Source organism: Arthrobacter sp. (assembly GCF_031988865.1).
GTDB lineage: Bacteria > Actinomycetota > Actinomycetes > Actinomycetales > Micrococcaceae > Arthrobacter_B.
Genome location: NZ_DALZXY010000023.1, coordinates 9567 through 29475, shown reverse-complemented (window position 1 = coordinate 29475; position 19909 = coordinate 9567). Strand labels below are relative to the sequence as shown.

The 19909-nt window shown below is 66.0% G+C and carries 15 protein-coding genes, 1 tRNA gene and 1 pseudogene; 8 read left to right on the top strand and 9 right to left on the bottom strand.

Features of this window, described 5'->3' with window-relative positions; all coding sequences use genetic code 11:
- Nucleotides 1-124: 124 nt before the first annotated feature.
- From RTN46_RS06450 to RTN46_RS06435, 4 genes and pseudogenes are all read left to right on the top strand, one after another.
- Entirely contained in the window at nt 125-787 is a 663-nt protein-coding gene (locus tag RTN46_RS06450; protein WP_312179945.1) for a helix-turn-helix domain-containing protein, read from the top strand.
- Nucleotides 788-807: 20 nt separating this feature from the next.
- Nucleotides 808-1584, top strand: a complete 777-nt coding sequence (locus RTN46_RS06445; RefSeq protein ID WP_312179943.1) for a ferritin-like domain-containing protein — start codon at nt 808-810, stop codon at nt 1582-1584.
- A gap of 33 nt (nt 1585-1617) precedes the next feature.
- Complete coding sequence (locus RTN46_RS06440; protein ID WP_312179941.1) at nt 1618-2556, top strand: 5'-3' exonuclease; 939 nt, start codon at nt 1618-1620, stop codon at nt 2554-2556.
- 57 nt (nt 2557-2613) lie between these two features.
- Nucleotides 2614-4014 (top strand): annotated as a pseudogene (locus tag RTN46_RS06435) (MFS transporter); the annotation flags it as partial.
- 23 nt (nt 4015-4037) lie between these two features.
- Here the strand turns inward: RTN46_RS06435 and RTN46_RS06430 are convergent.
- Nucleotides 4038-4122 (bottom strand) — tRNA-Leu (locus tag RTN46_RS06430).
- Between the two features lie 129 nt (nt 4123-4251).
- Here RTN46_RS06430 and RTN46_RS06425 point away from each other — a divergent pair.
- The 4 genes from RTN46_RS06425 (at nt 4252) to RTN46_RS06410 (ending at nt 7298) form a co-directional block, all read left to right on the top strand.
- Nucleotides 4252-4857 carry a response regulator gene (locus tag RTN46_RS06425; RefSeq protein ID WP_312179939.1) on the top strand — a complete coding sequence of 202 codons (606 nt, stop codon included), beginning with the start codon at nt 4252-4254 and terminating at the stop codon, nt 4855-4857.
- A 241-nt stretch (nt 4858-5098) separates the two neighbouring features.
- Nucleotides 5099-5518, top strand: coding sequence for a DUF6325 family protein (locus RTN46_RS06420; RefSeq protein ID WP_312179937.1), 420 nt, complete (start codon nt 5099-5101; stop codon nt 5516-5518).
- A gap of 20 nt (nt 5519-5538) precedes the next feature.
- Nucleotides 5539-5862 carry an SHOCT domain-containing protein gene (locus tag RTN46_RS06415; RefSeq protein WP_312179935.1) on the top strand — a complete coding sequence of 108 codons (324 nt, stop codon included), beginning with the start codon at nt 5539-5541 and terminating at the stop codon, nt 5860-5862.
- A gap of 86 nt (nt 5863-5948) precedes the next feature.
- Entirely contained in the window at nt 5949-7298 is a 1350-nt protein-coding gene (locus tag RTN46_RS06410) for a hypothetical protein (protein ID WP_312179933.1), read from the top strand.
- A 76-nt stretch (nt 7299-7374) separates the two neighbouring features.
- Here the strand turns inward: RTN46_RS06410 and pyk are convergent, their stop codons facing one another.
- From pyk to RTN46_RS06370, 8 genes are all read right to left on the bottom strand, one after another.
- Complete coding sequence (gene pyk, locus RTN46_RS06405; protein ID WP_312179930.1) at nt 7375-8877, bottom strand: pyruvate kinase; 1503 nt, start codon at nt 8875-8877, stop codon at nt 7375-7377.
- 130 nt (nt 8878-9007) lie between these two features.
- The gene (locus RTN46_RS06400) at nt 9008-10465 is read right to left on the bottom strand and encodes a glutamate synthase subunit beta (RefSeq protein ID WP_312179928.1); all 1458 of its coding nucleotides are present in this window, start codon (nt 10463-10465) and stop codon (nt 9008-9010) included.
- A complete protein-coding gene (gene gltB / locus RTN46_RS06395) occupies nt 10458-15044 on the bottom strand; it encodes a glutamate synthase large subunit (RefSeq protein WP_312179927.1) in 4587 nt (1528 codons plus the stop codon). Before gltB ends, RTN46_RS06400 begins: the two co-directional genes overlap by 8 nt.
- Nucleotides 15045-15299: 255 nt before the next feature.
- Complete coding sequence (gene lgt / locus RTN46_RS06390; protein ID WP_312179926.1) at nt 15300-16316, bottom strand: prolipoprotein diacylglyceryl transferase; 1017 nt, start codon at nt 16314-16316, stop codon at nt 15300-15302.
- A gap of 2 nt (nt 16317-16318) precedes the next feature.
- Nucleotides 16319-17119 (bottom strand): tryptophan synthase subunit alpha, encoded by an 801-nt coding sequence (trpA, locus tag RTN46_RS06385; protein WP_312179925.1) that lies wholly within the window; start codon nt 17117-17119, stop codon nt 16319-16321.
- Nucleotides 17116-18465: a tryptophan synthase subunit beta gene (gene trpB / locus RTN46_RS06380; protein WP_312179924.1), complete on the bottom strand. Its 1350-nt coding sequence runs from the start codon at nt 18463-18465 to the stop codon at nt 17116-17118. The genes trpA and trpB overlap by 4 nt, the downstream gene beginning before the upstream one ends.
- 69 nt (nt 18466-18534) lie before the next feature.
- Complete coding sequence (gene trpC, locus RTN46_RS06375) at nt 18535-19371, bottom strand: indole-3-glycerol phosphate synthase TrpC (protein WP_312179922.1); 837 nt, start codon at nt 19369-19371, stop codon at nt 18535-18537.
- Entirely contained in the window at nt 19372-19662 is a 291-nt protein-coding gene (locus RTN46_RS06370) for an HGxxPAAW family protein (protein ID WP_312179920.1), read from the bottom strand.
- Between the last annotated feature and the right edge of the window lie 247 nt (nt 19663-19909).

Below are 19909 nucleotides of genomic sequence, written 5' to 3'. Positions count from 1 at the left end.
ATGCGAGAGGCGTAGAGGCACGAGGCCGGATACGCGGTCGGTGAGACCAACTCGTCAAAATTACGCCATGTGGCGTAAAATCGGTAATCGGCCCGGAACCCCGGGAAAGAAGAGGATGCAGCACATGGGACAGCATGGTGAGAAAGCTCGGGAGACCCTCCTGGACGCCGCCGAGGAACTCTTCGCCCGCTACGGCATCGATGCTGTGTCGAACCGGAGGATCGCTGAACAAGCCGGCACCGCCAACCATTCCGCGGTCGCCTACCACTTCGGCGGACGGGACGAACTCATCCGCACCCTGATCACCAGGCACCTGGAGGATACGAACCGGCGCCGGGCCGAACTGGCCTCTGCACTGCCCGCGGACGCCGGCCTTCCGGACCTGCTGGCGTGCCTGGTCCTGCCTTGGATCGAACATCTGGGCGCGCTTCCGGTGCCCAGCTGGCGGGCCCGCTTTATGCACCAGATCCGAACGGTCCCCTCCATGCACGGTCTGCTCACCGGCACCACTGTCGCCAACCCCGTCACGGAGGACCTGATCCAGCGCACCGAGTCGTCCATCGGTGAGATCACGCCCCAGGTCCTGCACGGACGTTCCTGGATCCTGGGGAACATGGTGCTGGGAGTGTGCGCGGACTATGAGTCACGGCTCCAGGAAGGCACCGAAACTCCCAACTGGACCGGCGTCGGCTACTTTCTCATCGACGCCTGCGCCGGCATGCTGGCTGCCCCGGTCACTCATCCGGGCGACTACCTAACCCAGCCTTCCCCCGTCTACCTGCTCTAGCTAGCGGTACATTGCTCCCCATGACATATGAATCCTGGCTCACGTACTTCCGCGGGAACCCCCGGCGCCACCAGGTCTGCGATGCGGCAATCGACTGGAAGACGGATTCCCCTATGTCAGCCGCGCAGGCCCGCGCCGTCGCCCGCTCCCTGCAGCGCTTTGAACTTGGGGAGGGAGGAGATGGCGCGCGGCTTCTTGCCAAGGCCGTCCAGGCCGGAGACCCGGTCTACACCGCTGCCCTGAAATTGTTCGTGGTTGAGGAGCAGAAGCACTCCGCACTGTTTCTCCGGTCCTTGGAATACCTGTCCTGTCCGCCGCTGGGTGCGCATTGGTCGGACCGGGCTTTCGTTGCCCTCCGCCGCGCGCTGGGCCTGCGGACAGAGCTGATGCTGTTCCTGGTCGCCGAGAGTGTTGCCCTGGAATACTTCCGGGCACTGCGGGATGGCGCCCCGGATCCGGTGATCCGGCTGGTCGGAGCGCGGGTGCTCATGGACGAGGAGGAGCACGTCCGGTTCCAAATCCACCGGCTCGTCGACGGCTACCGGCGGACTCCGAAGGTGGTTCGGAAATTCATCCACGCGGTGTGGTGGGTGATTGCGTGCGGGGCGGCCGTGGTGGTGGCCTGGGACCACCGTGGCGCGTTGCGGGTCTGCGGGCTGCCGCCGCGCCGGTTCCTACTGGCGGCACTTCGCCAGTTCGCCCGGGCGTCCTCGGCGGTAATGTCTCCAACCGCCGACGCCGTGTACGGTCCAAGCAACCGCGCCCACCGGCTGCCATTGGACCTGGCTGAAGCTTGACCTGGCGCGGGCCATCCATGCAAGGATCGGCCTATGTCTGACCGCCTGATGCTGCTCGATACCGCTTCCCTGTATTTCCGTGCCTTCTATGGCCTGCCGGACTCGATCCGCCGGCCTGACGGTCAGCCGGTAAACGCCGTGCGCGGACTTCTGGACATGATTGCCCGGCTGACCACGGATTATGAGGCCACGCACCTGATTGCCTGCTGGGACGATGACTGGCGTCCTCAGTGGCGCGTAGACCTGATTCCCACCTACAAGACACACCGGGTGGCGGAGGTCCGCGAATCCGCGCCGGATGTCGAAGTGGTCCCGGATCCGCTCGAAGCCCAGATCCCGATGATCCGGAAGGTCCTGGCGCTCGCAGGCATCGCCGTCGTCGGGGCACCCGAACATGAAGCCGACGACGTCATTGGCAGCTACGCCCGGCAGGCCACGCTCCCCGTGGACGCCGTCACCGGTGACCGTGACCTGTTCCAGATCATTGACGACGCCCGTTCGGTCCGGGTGATCTACACCGCCGGGGGCATGAAGAAGCTGCAGGTCCTGGACGAGGCCGCAATCGTCGCCAAGTACCGTGTGCTGCCGGAACAGTACGCCGATTTCGCGACCCTCCGCGGCGACAGCTCTGATGGACTCCCCGGTGTCGCGGGCATCGGCGAGAAGACGGCCGCGTCGCTGCTGGGAGAATTCGGCACCCTGGGCTCGCTGCTCGCGGCGGCCGCGGATCCGCAGAGCAGCGTGTCCGGGGCCGTGCGGGCAAAGCTCGCTGCAGCCGGCGCATATCTGGAGGTGGCACCGACGGTGGTGAAGGTGGTTCCCGACCTCACCCTGCCGTCACTGGACCAGGCCGGGGCCCGGCTGCACCCGGTTATGGGGAAGAACCGGACCGAACTGGACCAGCTGGCCGAGGAATGGAATCTCGGCGGCTCGGTGCGCCGGCTCCTCGATGCCCTGGACGCCGCCGGGTAGCCTCCCGGCCGGGTCGAGGACTTCCGCCGGGATATCCTGCCTAGGGAATTGGACAAGATGGACGGGGCAGCAGTGGAGAAACCAGTCAACGACGACGGGCCGGGCGGTCCGGGCCCGCAAGCAGGTCCGACCCCGCAGGCAGGTCCGGCCCCTCAGGCAGGTCCGACCCCGCAGGCAGGTTCGGCCCCGCAGGAAAGCCCGTCCAGGCGGGCTGTTCCACACAGACAGGCTGTGCCATCCAGAGAGCACGGTCTGCCATCCCAGCGGCGAGTCTTATCAGTCCTGGTGGCAGGCCAGGTGCTGGGTGGAATCGGCATGGGGGCCACACTCTCGCTCGGTGCCCTTCTCGCCGCTTCCCTCTCCGGGTCGGCGGCGTGGTCCGGGATGGCGGCCACCATGAGCACGCTCGGTGCGGCCACTGCCGCAGTGCCGCTGGCCCGGCTGGCCCAGAGGTCCGGGCGGCGGGTCTCGCTGTCAACCGGGGCCTTCATTGCCAGCCTGGGTGCCGTCACCGCGATCGCCTCAGCGGTGGCTGGGTTCTTTCCCGCCCTCCTGGTGGGGCTGGCCCTGCTGGGATGCGGAAGCGCGGTCAGCCTCCAGGCCCGGTTCGCGGCGGCGGATTTAGCCCAGCCCAAGACCAGGGGGCGGGACCTGTCTATTGTGCTCTGGTCCACCACCATCGGGGCAGTCCTTGGGCCGAACCTGTTCGGCCCCGGTGAGGTGGTGGGTGCGGCGTTGGGGCTTCCTCCCCTGACCGGCGCTTTTGTCTTCTCGCTGGCAGCACAATTGGCGGCAGCCGCCGTCTATCTGACGGGCCTTCGCCCGGATCCCCTGCTAGCGGCCCGGGACGCACAAGGCACGACGCGCAGCGTGACACCCGGCGGCGGACCCGGCAGTGTGCCCAACGCACCTCGGATCTCCGGGCTGGCCATCCTCCGCAGCAATCCGGCGGCCCGGTACGCCGTCGCCGTGATAGCACTCAGCCACGCGGTGATGGTTGCCCTGATGTCGATGACCCCGGTCCACCTCACCAGCCATGGGGCGAGCGTCAGCATTGTGGGGTTCACGATCAGCCTGCACATTGCAGGGATGTATGCCCTGTCTCCAGTGTTCGGCTGGCTGGCGGACCGGTTTGGGCGGAAACCCGTCATCATCCTTGGGCAGGGCCTGCTGCTGGCTGCCCTACTTACCGCCGGACTGGCTACTCAGTCCGCTGTGGCAGTCACTGTAAGCCTGGTGCTGCTTGGCCTGGGCTGGTCCGGTTCGGTGGTGGCGGCATCCGCCCTGGTCTCCGAGGTGGTGGCCCCTGCGCAGAGACCCGCGATCCAGGGGTTTTCCGATCTTGGCATGAATGCGGCCGGGGCCCTGGCCGGTGCTATGGCGGGGCTGGTGCTCGCGGTGGCCGGTTATGCGGGCCTCGGCTACTCGGCCGTTCTGCTGGTGGCGGTGGTACTCGTCTGGACTCTTGTCCAAGGACGTGCTGGTGCCCGAAGTGGGACTCGAACCCACACACCTTTCGATACTGCATTTTGAGTGCAGCGCGTCTACCGATTCCGCCATTCGGGCAGGCCCTGTGACGTTGATCAACCTGATTGATCCCTCGTGTTGGGCGCGAAACTACTCTACATGCAGATAGGCTGTTTCCGTGAACTACCGGTCACCACCGGTGGGGCTGTCATCTTTTGAGGAGCATCTGTGTCTGAGTCAACCGAACCCGCACCGTCCAACACTCCTGCGCGGCGCGTCCTCGTTGCTGAGGATGAGACGCTGATCCGCCTGGACATCGTGGAAATCCTCACTGGCGAAGGTTACGACGTCGTTGGGGAAGCTGACAACGGCGAAAAAGCCGTCCAGATGGCCACTGAACTGAAACCCGATCTGGTGCTGATGGACGTGAAGATGCCCGTGATGGACGGCATCACCGCAGCCGAGGCAATCGTGAAGGCACGCATCGCACCGGTGGTGCTGCTGACGGCCTTCAGCCAGAAGGAACTCGTGGAGCGTGCCCGCGAAGCAGGCGCCATGGCCTACGTGGTCAAGCCCTTCACCCCCGCGGACCTGATCCCCGCCATCGAAATCGCGCTCTCCCGCCACGAGGAAATCAAGGCACTGGAGAACGAGGTCACTGACCTCAAGGAACAGTTCGCCACGCGCAAGCTCGTGGAGCGGGCCAAGAGCCTGCTCACCACCAAGATGGGCCTGACCGAGCCCGAGGCCTTCCGCTGGATCCAGAAAACTTCTATGGACCGCCGGCTGAGCATGCGCGAAGTCGCCGAAACCATCATCAACCAGGTCAACTAGGCACCAGCCCCAAAGGGCGCGTAACCATAAGCAAAAAAGCCCCGCCCGGGAATGGGCGGGGCCTTTTGCGTGTAACGGGCGCCATTCGCCTCAGCGCGCCGGGCCAGTCGTTGGGTCAGCGGCAGCAAAACGGGCCTGGTGGGTGGGTTTCCCGGGTATAGCGGGTCAATAATGGGACGACCGTATCAGCACTGCATGGAGCCCAGCGCTCCCTGGATCAGGACTAGATCAGGAGCAGCATATGGACATCGGCCCAGTCGAAGTAGTGATCTTCGTATTCCCCAGCACCGAAATAGACGCGGGCGTTATCAAATCCCTCGGTGAAACGGTCCGGGGCGGGGCCGTGGCCCTCATCGACCTTGTCCTGGTGTCCCGGAGCGGGGCGGGCGAGGTAACAATCCGTGACCTCGAGGATGACCTGCCGGAGGCTTGGTCCGCCGTGCCCCTTGACTCCCGGCAGCTGACGCTGCTGAGTGACTCGGACCTTGAGGTTGCCGCCGACTCGGTCGGCAACAACGAAACCGCCATCGTCGCCGCTTTTGAACACCGGTGGGCGCAGCCCCTCTCCGCGGAGGTACGGCGCGCCGGGGGAACCACGGCACTGCATGTCCGAATTCCCCGCGACACCGTTGCTGCGGCAGTAGACGCCAGCGCCGGCTGAGCCCGACCAGAGGAGACACCATGCCATTAGGTAGAGGCGGCCGGCCCGGCCTGCTAGGAACCATCGCCCGCACCGCCGTTATTTCCGGCACAGCGCAAGCAACCTCCAACGCGGTCAACCGCCGGGCGCAGGCCCGCAGCCAGCGGGAGTACGACGAGTCCAATCCCCCTGCAGCGCCGCCCCCGCCCCCGCCGCCACCACCGGCAGCGGCTCCGGCGTCAGCCACGGCGGCCGGTGAGGGCCCATCACTTGCCGACCAGATCGGCCGTCTGGCCGATCTGCACGCCTCAGGCGCACTCAGTGCCGAGGAGTTTGCAGCCGCGAAGTCCCGGTTGCTGATGTGAGCGCGGCCGGTCCCCATGACCCTCGAGACCCCGGCGGGAGCGGCGCTAATCCGAACGGGCAATCCGTGGAGGAACTACGGACCGAGGTGGCCCGGCTGCAACGCGAACGGGACGAGGCGAGGGCCCAGAACCTAAGGAAGCCGGGGTCCAAGGCGCGGGTACTGCGCTGGACCGCATCGATTGTGCTGCTGGTGCTTCTCGCGCTCCTGGCCTTCACCACGGTGCCGGCTTTCTATCTGCGCACGCAGCTTCTTGATACAGACCGCTACGTCGCCACAGTCGCGCCGCTGGCCGCGGATCCTGCCATCCAGTCGGAGATCGCGGACAAGGTGACGAACCAGATCACCGGCGCAGTGGATATCCAGGGCATCACCAAGGATGCCTTGGATGACCTTGGGCAGGCGGCACCACGGGTGGCGTCGGTGATTTCCGGGCTGGCACCAGTGCTTAGCCAACAAACCACGGACCTGATCCATTCGGCCGTTGCGGACTTCGTGGCCGCGCCGGAATTCCAGGATCTCTGGACCCGGGTGAACCGCGAGGCGCATCAGGCGGTCGTCAGCGCTGCGTCGGGATCAAACGATGGCGCTGTAAGCATCAGCGATACCGGAGAGATAACGCTCTCTACCAAGGACATCATTGATGGCGTCAAGGCGAACCTCACTCAGCGAGGGGTGGGAATCGCTTCCCAGATACCGTCGATCGACGGTCAGATCACCGTAGCCCAGGCGCCGGCGCTTCCCCAGATCCTCACAGCCATCAACACTTTCGACAAGCTTTCGCCCCTTTTGGGCTGGCTGACTGCGCTCTGCGCCGTGGGCGCCGTCGCAGTAGCGCCGGCGGGTGCCCGACGCCGGGCAACAGGTCTTGCGGGATTGTCCATTGCCGCCGGTATGGCGTTACTTGCAATCGCCCTGGTGGTCGGCCGCTTCCTGTACCTGGACGCGATTCCGCCGGATTCCCTCTCGCCGGCGGCCGCAGAGAGCCTTTTCGATACTGTTCTGGAACCGCTGCGCACCACCCTGCGGCTGGTCTTCGTGGTCGGACTGCTGATTGCTATTGCCGTCTTCCTCGCCGGCCGCTCCTCCGCCGCCATCTGGATCCGGCAGGGTTTCGCCCGCGCCGGCGACTACCTCACCGGCCGGATCGGTGCCCACGAAGTCAAACCATGGCAGCGCATGTTGGCCCGGCACCGCCGCGTTATCGAAGCAGCCGTTATCGGCATAGCTGCCCTCGTCCTGATTCTGTGGCAGTACCCGACGGCGGCTGTCGCCATCTGGACCGCGGTGATTACCGCTGTGGTGATCCTCGCCGTCGAACTCCTTTGCCGGCCCGCCATAGTAACGCCGCATCCCACTGGGCCCGCGCCGGACCAAGTGTCCCAGGCCGCCCCAGGTGGGCAGAACCCCGCAGGTGGGCAGGACGCCCCCGAATGAGAAACAGAACTGCCCGGCCGGATAACCCGGCCGGGCAGTTCTGGAACAACGGCTGTTCTGGCAGTGGAAATCCGAATTAGATCGGCTTGGCCTTGCCCTTGTTGGCTTCCTTGATCGGCCACGGGCCGACCTTTTCCTTCTCGGTGCGCGGTCCGGTACCAATCTCGCCGGCGTCGCCGACGCGGTGCACCTTCAGCAGGTTGGTGGAGCCAGCCTGTCCGGGAGGCGAACCGGCGGCGATGACCACCATGGCCCCCTCCTCGACGATCTCGCGTTCGAGCAGAATCCGGTCCACCTGCGCCGTCATCTCGTCGGTGTGCTCGGCGAACTCCACCAGCTGGGGCTGGATGCCCCAGAACAGGGACATGTAGTTCAGGGTCGATTCCACCGGGGTGAAAGCGAACACCGGCTTCTTCGGACGCAGCCGGGAAAGACGGCGGGCCGAATCACCGGACTGGGTGAAGGTGCAGATGCAGGCGGAGTCCAGCTGGTCCGCGATTTCGACGGCGGCACGGGTGATCGCACCGCCGCGGGTCCGGGGCTTGCTGCCCAGCGGCGGAACGCGGTTCAGGCCGTGCTCCTCGGTGGACTCGATGATCCGGGCCATAGTCTTGACCGTGTCGATCGGGTACTTGCCCACCGAAGTTTCGCCGGAGAGCATCACTGCGTCTGCGCCGTCGAGCACCGCGTTGGCACAGTCCGAGGCCTCAGCGCGCGTGGGACGCGGGTTTTCGATCATCGACTCGAGCACCTGGGTGGCGACGATGACCGGCTTTGCCCAGCGGCGTGCCAGCTCAATCGCGTTCTTCTGCACCAGCGGCACGTCTTCCAGCGGCAGTTCCACGCCCAAGTCGCCACGGGCAACCATAATCGCGTCGAAAGCGTCGATGATTTCCTCGATCGCGGCCACGGCCTGCGGCTTTTCGATCTTGGCGATCACCGGGACGCGGCGGCCTTCCTCGTCCATGATTTCGTGGACGCGGCTGACGTCCTCGGCGTTGCGCACGAAGGAGAGTGCAACCATGTCGACGCCGCGGCGGATGGCCCAGCGGAGGTCGTCCTCATCCTTCTGGCTCATGGCGGGCACGTTGACCGCCACGCCGGGAAGGTTAATGCCCTTGTTGTTGGAGACCGGCCCGGGGACGGTGACCTCGGTGACTACCTTGGTGTCATCGACCGCCGTCGCCCGCAGGGCAACCTTGCCGTCGTCGATCAGCAGCGCATCGCCCACGTTGACATCGCCCGGAAGGCCCTTGTACGTCGTGGAGCAGATCTCCGCCGTACCCTGAATATCCTCGATCGTGATCGTGAAAGTGTCGCCCCGGTTCAGGAAGTGGGGGCCGTCGGCGAACCTGCCCAGACGGATCTTGGGGCCCTGGAGGTCCGCGAAGATACCGACCGGCTTGCCGAGCTCGGCGGAGGCCCGGCGTACGTTCTCGTACGTGTTGTTGTGGACCGAATGGTCACCGTGGCTCATGTTCATGCGTGCAACATCAACGCCGGCACGCAGCACCGCTACGGTGTTCTCGTAACTGGCAATGGCAGGGCCAAAAGTGGCAACAATCTTTGCGCGTCTCATATTCTCTAGCCTAGTCTCCTGTTGCTCCTGTGCCTAAGCCCGGTGGCAGATCCTCCGGGCCGCGAACCTCAAACTTGGCAGCGGGCACCTGCACCTGGCCGGCGCCCGCTGCGGTAAAAAAACGTGCGGACTACAGCGGCTCGATGGCCCGGTCGCTGGGGGCGACGGGCGCCGGCAGGCGGGTTGAGCCTTCCAGCCACTTATCGACGGCGGCAGCGCAGGCCCGGCCTTCGGCGATCGCCCAGACGATCAGCGACTGCCCGCGGCCGGCATCACCGGCAGCGAAGACACCGGGTGTGTTCGTCATGTAGTACCCGTCGCGCAGCACATTGGACCGCTCATCGAACCCGGTGTGGACCTGCTCGGCCAGGCCGGCGGGTTCCGGGCCGGTGAAGCCGAGCGAGAGCAGAACGAGGTCCGCCGGGATGATCCGCTCGGTGCCGGCCTTCGGCAGACGCCTGCCGTCCACGTATTCGGTCTCGGCGACCTTCACGCCCGTCAGCTGCCCCTTCTCCCCCACGAATTCAACGGTGGAGGCCAGATAGGTGCGCTCACCGCCTTCCTCATGGGCGCTGGCAACCTCGAAAAGCGTCGGGTACATGGGCCACGGCTGGTGGGCAGCGCGCTCGGACGGCGGCTGCTTGCCGATCGCCAGCGTGGTCACTGAGGCAGCCTGGTGCCGGTGCGCCGTGCCGATGCAGTCCGCACCGGTGTCGCCGCCGCCCAGGATCACCACATGCTTGCCTTCGGCATGGATCTGGTTCTTAACCTTCTCCCCCGCCACGGCCCGGTTGGACTGCACCAGGTACTCCATGGCGAAGTGCACCCCGGCCAGGTCGCGGCCGGGAATCGGAAGGTCCCGGGGAACGGTGGCTCCGGTCGCGATGACGACGGCGTCATACCGCCGGCGCAGCTGCTCCCAGGAAATGTCCTTGCCCACCTCGACGCCTGTGCGGAAGCGGGTGCCTTCGGCCCGCATCTGGTCCAGGCGGCGATCCACCTGCAGCTTTTCCATCTTGAAGTCCGGGATGCCGTAGCGCAGCAGCCCGCCGATCTTGTCATCCCGCTCGTAGACGGCCACGGTGTGGCCGGCCCGGGTGAGCTGCTGGGCCACCGCCAGTCCGGCCGGGCCGGAACCAACGACGGCGATGGTCTTGTCCGTGAGCCGCTCCGGGGGATGCGGCACCACCCAGTTCTCGTCGAAGGCCTGGTCGATGATGGAGACCTCGACCTGCTTGATCGTCACCGCCGGCTGGTTAATCCCGAGCACACAGGATGCTTCACACGGTGCCGGGCACAGCCGGCCGGTGAACTCAGGGAAGTTGTTCGTGGCGTGGAGCCGCTCGATCGCTTCCTCCCCCTTATCCCGCCAGGTGAGGTCGTTCCATTCCGGGATGAGGTTGCCGAGCGGGCAGCCCTGGTGGCAGAACGGAATGCCGCAGTCCATGCAGCGTCCGGCCTGCTCCTTGAGCACGCCTTTCTCCTGGCGTTCATAGACTTCCTTGAAGTCCATGATGCGGACAGGTACGGGCCGGCGCGGCTGCGTTTGGCGCTCGCGCACTTTCAGAAATCCGCGTGGGTCAGCCACCGGTTACCTCCAGAATTTTGGTCCAGGCTTCGGCGCCGTCGGGGTCCAGCCCCGCATCGGCCGCGGAGGCGCGGGCGTCGAGTACAGCCGCGTAGTCGCGGGGCAGTACCTTGGTGATGCGGGAAACCGTCTGCGCGAAGTCCTCCAGCAGCGACGCCGCAAGCGCCGAATCGGTTTCCTCAACATGTTTGAGCAGCAGGCCGCGGACAATGTCCACGTCCTCGGCGTCGGGCTGCAGCAGCAGCAGTTCACCCTTATCCAGGGCGTCCTTGTTGACCCGGGCACGGTCCAGGTCCACCACGAAGGCGGTGCCACCGGACATGCCGGCGCCGAAGTTCCGGCCGGTGGGCCCCAGGATCAGGGTCTGGCCGCCGGTCATGTATTCGCAGCCGTGGTCGCCGATGCCTTCGGCGACGGCGGTCGCGCCCGAGTTGCGGACCATAAAGCGTTCACCGACCCGGCCGCGCAGGAACATCTCCCCGCTGGTGGCGCCGTAGCCGATGACGTTGCCGGCAATGACGTTCTGCTCCGCCACCAACACGTTGTTCCGGTCCGGGCGGAGGATGATCCGGCCGCCGGAAAGGCCCTTGCCCACGTAGTCGTTGGAGTCCCCGAACAGGCGCAGCGTGATGCCGGCCGGCAGGAAGGCCCCGAGGGACTGCCCGGCCTGGCCGGTCAGCGTGACGTCGATCGTGTCGGTCGCCAGCACATCGGTGCTGAACGTCTTCGTCACCGTGTGGCCAAGCATGGTGCCGACTGAGCGGTCGGTGTTGGCCACGTCGAGGGTGATCCGCACCGGCTGCCGGTTCTGCAGGGCATCGGCGCTCATTTCGATCAGCCTGTTGTCGAAGTGCGCATCCAGTTCGTGGTTCTGCCCGTAGAGGTTGCGCCGCGCCGCGCCGGGTTCCACCTCGTGGCCGCGCAGGATCGGTTCCAGGTCCAGTCCGTCTGCCTTCCAGTGGTCGACGGCGGCTCGGGTGTCCAGCATTTCGCTGTGCCCGATGGCTTCCTCGAGGCTGCGGAACCCGAGTCCGGCGAGCAGTTCCCGCACTTCCTCGGCCAGGAATTCGAAGAAGTTCACCACGAACTCCGGCTTGCCGGTGAAGCGGCTCCGCAGTTCGGGGTTCTGTGTGGCAACGCCCACCGGACAGGTATCCAGGTGGCAGACGCGCATCATGATGCAGCCGGACACCACCAGGGGCGCGGTGGCGAAGCCGAACTCCTCCCCGCCGAGCAGCGCGGCGATAACGACGTCGCGCCCGGTTTTGAGCTGCCCGTCCACCTGCACCACCACGCGGTCGCGCAGGCCGTTGAGCATCAGGGTCTGCTGGGTTTCGGCCAGGCCAAGTTCCCAGGGCGCGCCGGCGTGCTTCAGCGAGTTCAGTGGTGAGGCGCCGGTGCCGCCGTCGTGCCCGGAGACGAGGACGACGTCGGCCTTGGCCTTAGTGACGCCCGCCGCCACGGTGCCGATTCCGGCTTCCGAGACCAGCTTCACGTGGACCCGGGCGCTGGGGTTGGAGCGCTTGAGGTCGTAGATCAGCTGGGCAAGGTCCTCGATCGAGTAGATATCGTGGTGCGGCGGCGGGGAGATTAGCCCGACGCCCGGGGTGGAGTGCCGGGTGCCGGCGATCCACGGGTAAACCTTCTGCGCCATCAGCTGCCCGCCTTCGCCAGGCTTGGCGCCCTGGGCCATCTTGATCTGCAGGTCATCGGCGTTGGTCAGGTACAGGCTGGTGACCCCGAACCGTCCGGAGGCCACCTGTTTGATGGCCGAGCGGCGCTCGGGATCCAGCAGCCGGTCAACGTCCTCGCCGCCTTCGCCGGTGTTGGACTTCGCGCCGAGCCGGTTCATCGCGATGGCCAGGGTCTCGTGGGCCTCCTGCGAGATGGACCCGTAGCTCATGGCGCCGGTAGAGAAGCGCTTGACGATCGAGGCGACCGGTTCCACTTCCTCCAGCGGTACGGGAGGGCGCTCCCCGGTGCGGAAGTCCAGCAGCCCGCGCAGGGTCATCAGGTTCTTTGCCTGGTCATCCACGCCGGTCGTGTAGGCCTTGAACACGTCATACCGGCGTTCGCGGGTGGCATGCTGGAGCCGGAAAACGGTTTCCGGGTTGAACAGGTGCGGCGGGCCTTCGCGGCGCCACTGGTACTCGCCGCCGTTTTCCAGCCGGCGGTGCGGCTCTTCGATCTCATCCGCCGGGTAGGCGCTGGTGTGCCGGGCCCTGGCTTCGGCGGCGATCACGTCCAGGCCGACGCCGCCGAGCTGGGTCTGGGTGCCGTGGAAGAATTCGTCCACGAGTTCCTGGCCCAGTCCAATGGCTTCGAAGGTCTGCGCCCCGCAGTAGGAGGCGACGGTGGAGATGCCCATCTTGGACATGATCTTCAGGACGCCCTTGCCCAGGCCCTTGATCAGGTTGGTCACGGCCTGCTCGCGGGTCACACCGTTGATGTCACCGTTCCGGACAAGTTCCTCGCAGCTTTCCATCGCAAGGTAGGGGTTCACGGCGGACGCGCCGTAGCCGATCAGCACGGCCATATGGTGGACCTCGCGCACGTCGCCGGCCTCGACCAGCAGGGAGATCTTGGTGCGGTTCGCGCTCTTGAGCAGGTGGTGGTGCACGGCGGAGAGCAGCAGCAGCGACGGGATCGGTGCCCATTGTGCATTCGAGTCGCGGTCGGAGAGCACCACGTATTGCACACCACGGTTCACGGCACCGGAGACCTTTTCGCAGATCTCGCTGATGCGGTCCCGCAGTTCCGACTCGCCGCCGTCGGGCCGGTAGAGGCCGCGGACCTTGAGTGCGACCTTATCGCCGTCCTCGTTGGTCAGGTTCGCGATCTTGGCCAGTTCGTCGTTGTTGATCACCGGGAACTTCAGCGCGACCTGGCTGGTTTTGACCTGGCCCAGGGCCAGCAGGTTGCCGTTCGGGCCGATCGAGCTCTGCATGGAAGTGACCAGCTCTTCGCGGATGGCGTCCAGCGGCGGGTTGGTTACCTGGGCGAAGGACTGCACGAAGTAGTCGAAGAGCAGCCGCGGGCGCTTGGACAGCACGGCAATCGGCGTGTCCGAACCCATGGCGCCGAGCGGCTCGGCACCGGTGCGGGCCATCGGGCCGAGCAGGATCCGCAGTTCTTCCTGGGTGTAGCCGAAGGTGCGCTGGCGGCGGTTGATCGACGCCTTGGTGTGCAGCACGTGCTCCCGCTCGGGCAGCTCCTCCAGCGAGACCTGGTTCTCCCGGACCCATTCCGCCCACGGATTGGCGGCGGCGATCTCCGCCTTAATCTCGGCGTCCTCGATAATCCGGCCCCCGGCCGTATCCACGAGGAACATCTTGCCCGGAGATACGCGCCCCTTGCGGACGACCTTGGCGGGATCAATGTCCACCACGCCAACCTCGGAAGCCAGGACCACCAGGCCGTCGTCGGTGATCCAGTAACGGGCCGGACGCAGGCCGTTGCGGTCCAGGACCGCTCCCACCTGGTCGCCGTCGGTAAAGGACACAGCGGCGGGGCCGTCCCACGGCTCCATCAGCATGGAGTGGTACTGGTAGAACGCACGGCGGGCCGGATCCATCGTCGCGTGGTTTTCCCAGGCCTCCGGGATCATCATCATGACCGCGTGCGTGATCGGCCGGCCGGAAAGCATCAGCAGCTCGGCGACCTCGTCGAAGGACGCGGAGTCCGAGGCCCCGGGCGTGCAGATGGGGAACAGTTCCTCGGGGGTTTCCCCCAGCAGTGGGCTCTTGAGCTGGGACTGCCGGGCACGCATCCAGTTGCGGTTGCCCTTGACGGTGTTGATTTCCCCGTTGTGGGCAATGGTGCGGAACGGCTGGGCCAGCGGCCAGGACGGGAAGGTGTTGGTGGAGAAGCGGGAGTGCACAATGCCGAGTTTGGTTTTGAACCGCGGGTCGGAAAGGTCCGGGAAGAACGGCTCCAGCTGGGCGGTGGTTACCATGCCCTTGTAGACCATGGTCTTGGAGGACAGTGATGGGAAGTAGACGCCGAATTTGTTCTGGGTGCGCTTCCGGACCCGGAAGGCGCGGGCGTCGAGGTCGGTGCAGCCGGAATCGGCCGGTGCCAGGAAGACCTGGGCGAAGTGCGGCATGCACGCGCGGGACATCGCCCCGACGAGGTCCGCGGCCACGGGGACCTCACGCCAGCCCAGGACTTGAAGTCCTTCCGACTCGGCGGTGGCTTCCACCCCAGCTTTGGCGGTTTCCTGCTCCCGCTCCTCGGTGGGCAGGAAGGCCGTGCCGACGGCGTAGCCTCCGGCGTCCGGGAGGGCGAAGTCCGTGACAGCCCGGAAGAACTCGTCGGGAACCTGGGTCAGGATCCCGGCGCCGTCGCCGGTGCCCTCGTCAGCGCCAACGGCCCCACGGTGTTCGAGATTGCGCAGGGCGGTCAGGGCCGCATCGACAATGTCATGACCGGGCTCTCCCCGGAGGGTGGCGATCACGGCCAGGCCGCAGGCGTCCTTCTCGTTCTCGGCGCGGTACAGCCCCATATCTTCCGGATAGCCGGCGAACCGCTTGAACGGCGACACCACCTGTGCGGACTGAGGGGACAATGAATCAGTCATAGGGTAAGTCCTTCCCCCTGTTGTGCGAAGGAGGGGACGACATTGGCCCCACACCGGCGGCCTGTACCTGCCGGTGTGTCAAATGATTCTACGGCCGTGATTCCGTGAGGACCCTGCATGTGGGGTGGGGGCTGGCTCTGGAAAACGTGATCCGTACGGTTGCCCGCCGGGGTTGTCCCCGGGTGCGGTTACCGCTCGCCGCCACCTCAATGTGGCACTAGGTCTGGTTCCGGGAGGTAACCCGGGAGACTCGTCCTATGTGGCTGGGCCCGAGTCGTCGGGCCGCTGAGGCTTGGATGCCTCGTTTTTTGTCTCTGCGAGATTAGCACGCGGATGTGACGCAGATTTCATGTTCTCGAAATCTGTTTCGCTCTTGTGATCTTCGGACGAAACATTGTTGTCCCGGCCGTCCAGGTACAGCGAGGCCTCCGGGGTGTTCTTCGCCCGGATGGACAGGAAGATGAACATACCAATCGAGACCAGCAGCATCACGAGGCTTGTCCACACATTCAACCGCTGGGTGAGGCCGAAGATCGTAATCATTTCGGCGTCGTCGATCCGCAGCATTTCAATCCAGGTGCGGCCCAGCGTGTAAATCGCGGCATACAGCCAGAAGAGTCGCCCTCCGCGCAGCCGGAAGCGTTTATCCAGCACCAGCAGCAGGGCCACACCGGCAAGGTTCCAGAGGGACTCGTACAGGAAGGTGGGGTGGAACAGTGTTCCGGGTGCGGCCCCGGCGGGGAAGTTGTTGTTGTTGGGATCGATCTGCAGGCCCCAGGGTAGGTCGGTCGGACCGCCAAAGAGCTCCTGGTTAAACCAGTTGCCCCAGCGTCCCACTGCCTGCGCGAGCAGCACACCTGGCGCGGCGGCGTCGGCGAAGGTGGAGAGCTTGATGTTCGCCCGGCGGCAGCCAATCCACGCGCCCACCGCGCCCAGCGCGATCGCACCCCAGATGCCCAGTCCCCCGCGCCAGATCTGTGGGATCAGTGCCAGGTCCCCATCGGGTCCGAAGTACGCGTCCGGCGAGGACACCACGTGGTACAGGCGTCCGCCGATGATCCCGAAGGGAATGGCCCAGATGGCGATGTCCCAAACGGCATCTGCCGGCAGCCCGCGCCGCTTCCAGCGCACCGATGTCATCCAGAGCGCCAGGACGATTCCGGCCAGGATGCACAGCGCGTACGCGTGGATGGTCAGCGGCCCCAGGGAGATGCTGCTGAAGTCGGCGGAGGGGCTGGGGATCGCGGCCGGAACCGCCAGGGACGTCAGCATGTTCAGCTCTTTCGGGTTCCGGTGCTCAGTTCACTGGTCAGGGTGCCGACGGCGGCTGGACCGCCGTCGCGCAGGGCCGCCACCAGGGCGGTCCCCACGATCACGCCGTCGGCGTAGGCGCCGATCTCACGGACGTGCTCGGCGGTGGAGACGCCCAGGCCCACACAGACGCGCTCGGCGCCGGCACGCCGCGCAGCGGTGACCACGCCTTCAGCGGCGTCCGACACCTGGTTCCGGGTCCCCGTGACTCCCATGATGGAGACGGCGTAGACGAAACCGCGGCTCGCCTCGACGGTCGCTTTCATGCGCTCGGGGGTGGAGGAGGGCGCAACGAGGAAAACGCGGTCCAGTCCGTACTTGTCGGAGGCCGCCATCCATTCCGAGGCTTCGTCCGGGATGAGGTCCGGAGTAATCAGGCCTGCTCCCCCGGCTTCGGCCAGGCGGCGGGAGAACTCGTCCACGCCCATCCGCATCACGGGGTTCCAGTAGGTCATGACCAGGACGGCGGCGTCGGTGGCGGCGGTGATGCCGGCGACGACGTCGAAGACTTCGTGGACATGGAACCCGTTTTCCAGTGCCTGGCCGGTTGCAGCCTGGATTACGGAACCATCCATGACCGGATCAGAGTACGGTATCCCGATCTCGATCAGGTCCGCACCATTGCGGGCCAGCGCGATGCCGGCGTCGATGGTCTCCTGGACGGAGGGGAAGCCGGCTGGCAGGTAACCGATCAGGGCAGCGCGGCCGTCAGCTCGTGCCCGGTCAATCGCTGCGGCGGACTTACTCAGGGTTGAGACGCTCACAGCTGCTCTCCTTCTTTGCCGATCTCGGCTTCAGCTGACTTCTCGTCCAGCAGGTTGAACCATTCGGCGGCGGTCGCCACGTCCTTGTCGCCGCGCCCGGAGAGGTTGACCATCACGATCTTTTCCGAGGCATCACCACCGGAAGCAGCGAGCCGCTGGCCAACCTTGATGGCTCCGGCCAGGGCATGGGAGGACTCGATGGCCGGGATGATGCCTTCGGTGCGGCAGAGCAGCTGGAAGGCATCCATGGCTTCGGCGTCGGTGATCGGTTCGTAGGTTACCCGGCCGATGTCAGCCAGGTACGCGTGCTCCGGGCCGACGCCGGGGTAATCCAGGCCGGCGGAGATGGAGTGCGACTCGATGGTCTGTCCGTCTTCGTCCTGCATCAGGTAGGACCGGGCGCCGTGCAGCACGCCCGGCCGGCCCAGGGTGATGGTGGCGGCGTGGCGGGGAGTGTCCACGCCGTCCCCGCCGGCCTCGAAGCCGTAGATCTTCACCTCAGGGTCGTCCAGGAAGCCGTGGAAGATGCCGATGGCGTTGGAACCGCCACCAATGCAGGCGCACACGGCGTCGGGCAGGCGGCCGGTCTGCTCCAGGATCTGCGCGCGGGCCTCCTCGCCGATGACTTCGTGGAAGTAGCGGACCATCGCGGGGAAGGGATGCCCGCCGGCCGCGGTGCCGAGCAGGTAGTGGGTGTTGCCCACGTTGGCAACCCAGTCGCGCAGGGCCTCATTGATGGCGTCCTTGAGTGTCGCCGAGCCGTGGCTGACCGGAATGACAGTGGCGCCGAGCAATTCCATCCGGGCCACGTTCAGAGCCTGCCGGCGGCAGTCCTCGGCGCCCATGTAGACGACGCATTCCAGGCCCATCAGGGCGGCTGCGGTGGCGCTGGCCACCCCGTGCTGGCCGGCACCGGTTTCGGCGATGATGCGGGTCTTGCCCATCCGCTTGGCCAGCAGAGCCTGCCCCAGGACGTTGTTGATTTTGTGCGAGCCGGTGTGGTTCAGATCCTCGCGCTTGAGGAAGATCCGCACTCCCCCGGCGTGCTCGGCAAAGCGCTTGGCCTCGGTGAGCAGCGACGGACGACCGGAGTAGTTCTTGTTCAGGTCCGCAATTTGGGCGCGGAACTCCGGATCGGCCTTGGCCTTTTCGAAGGTGTCGGCCAGTTCATCCATGGCGGCAATCAGCGATTCGGGCATCCAGCGGCCCCCGTATTCCCCGAAATAGGGTCCGGCCGCGTGGCGCAGCGAGGCGCCGCCAGCCAGGAAGGAGTCGGTCACCTGCTCCGACACGCTGTTGTCGTCCGCATTGTTGGCGGCAGTGCTGTTTTCCGGGGTCCCGGTCATGGAGCCTGTCCTGTCCTGCTCTGGTCCGGTCCCGCCGCGGGGCGGTTCCGGAAATAGGTATGTCGTTAGTTATCCCTGGCTGCGTGCGTGCAGCCGGGCAGCGATCGCGCCGGCCCCTGCCTGCATAAACTCGGCGATGGTGGCGGACGGGTCGTTGTGCTTAACCAGAGCCTCGCCCACGAGGATGGCGTTGGCTCCGTTTTCCGCATAATGCACGACGTCGGCGGCGTCACGGACGCCCGACTCTGCAACCACCACGGCATCGGCCGGGATCGAGGCCGAGAGCGCGGCGAAAACCGAGCGGTCGACGTCGAGGGTCTTCAAGTTACGGACGTTGACCCCGATGATGCGGGCCCCTACTGCCACGGCCCGCTCAATTTCCTCGGCGGTATGCGCCTCGACCAGGGCGTTCATGCCCAGTTCATGCGTGAGGTCCAGGAAGGACCGCAGCTGGGTATCGTCCAGGGCAGCGACGATCAGCAGCACCAGGTCCGCGCCATGGGCACGGGCTTCCCAGATCTGGTACGGATCGACGGTGAAGTCTTTGCGCAGCAGCGGAATCCGCACTGCCGCCCGGACGGCGTCGAAATCTGCCAGCGACCCGTTGAAGCGCCGCTGCTCCGTCAGGACGCTGATGACGGCCGCGCCGCCGCGTTCGTAGCGGACCGCGAGGTCCGCAGGGTCGGTGATCTCAGCCAGCTCGCCCTTGGACGGGCTGCTGCGCTTGACCTCGGAGATCACCCGGAGGGTGGCGCGGGGTTCGTCGTTGCCGCCCAGGGCGGCGAAGGCATCAAGGGCAGGAGCGGCCGCAGCGGCGCGCTCCTGCACCTTTTCCAGTGGCACATCCTGCTGCCGCTGGGCCATGTCCTGGCGGACACCGGCAATGATGTCGTCGAGAACGCTCACTTAGTGACCGTTATCCGAAAGCTTCGAACCACCAACGCCGTAGCCGGCCTTCTTCATGACGAAGCCGACGATCAGGCCGAGAACCATCACGCCCAGGCCGATGCAGAACCAAAGCACGCTGGCGACGACGAAGCCGATGCTGGAGATCAGGCCTCCACCCATCATGATCAGCACGCAGGTCCAAGCGGCCGGGGTGTTGCCGTGGCCGATGGTCTCGTCGTGGATGCTGGCGTGGGCCTCGGCCTCATTTGCGGGCGTGGCGTTGTGCTGGTCGATGGCGTTTGTGCTCATGGTGAATCTCCTCGTGAACGAATCTGGTTTCCATTCTGCCATTAGCAGGCGGAAACTCTCCTACATGTTGCGCGGCACGTTGCCGGGCAATGGGGCTGGTCAGCGGTAGTTGGTGGGGTCCTCGCCCTTGGTCAGGCGGTCCCAGCTGTCAATTTCGTCGATCGGCGGCTGCGTGGATTCGCTCTTGGCGGCGGCTCCGGTGGCGGGCTGCGGAGCATAGCGGCGCGAAGCCGCCCAGCTGCGGGAG

Bases quoted from the DNA above. Each gene is read 5' to 3' on its own strand.
- trpB (WP_312179924.1), bottom strand. From the start codon at position 18,465: ATGACCGGGACCCCGGAAAACAGCACTGCCGCCAACAATGCGGACGAC.
- RTN46_RS06445 (WP_312179943.1), top strand. From the start codon at position 808: ATGACATATGAATCCTGGCTCACGTACTTCCGCGGGAACCCCCGGCGC.
- RTN46_RS06440 (WP_312179941.1), top strand. From the start codon at position 1,618: ATGTCTGACCGCCTGATGCTGCTCGATACCGCTTCCCTGTATTTCCGT.
- pyk (WP_312179930.1), bottom strand. From the start codon at position 8,877: ATGAGACGCGCAAAGATTGTTGCCACTTTTGGCCCTGCCATTGCCAGT.
- RTN46_RS06420 (WP_312179937.1), top strand. From the start codon at position 5,099: ATGGACATCGGCCCAGTCGAAGTAGTGATCTTCGTATTCCCCAGCACC.
- lgt (WP_312179926.1), bottom strand. From the start codon at position 16,316: ATGCTGACGTCCCTGGCGGTTCCGGCCGCGATCCCCAGCCCCTCCGCC.
- gltB (WP_312179927.1), bottom strand. From the start codon at position 15,044: ATGACTGATTCATTGTCCCCTCAGTCCGCACAGGTGGTGTCGCCGTTC.
- RTN46_RS06450 (WP_312179945.1), top strand. From the start codon at position 125: ATGGGACAGCATGGTGAGAAAGCTCGGGAGACCCTCCTGGACGCCGCC.
- RTN46_RS06415 (WP_312179935.1), top strand. From the start codon at position 5,539: ATGCCATTAGGTAGAGGCGGCCGGCCCGGCCTGCTAGGAACCATCGCC.
- RTN46_RS06370 (WP_312179920.1), bottom strand. From the start codon at position 19,662: ATGAGCACAAACGCCATCGACCAGCACAACGCCACGCCCGCAAATGAG.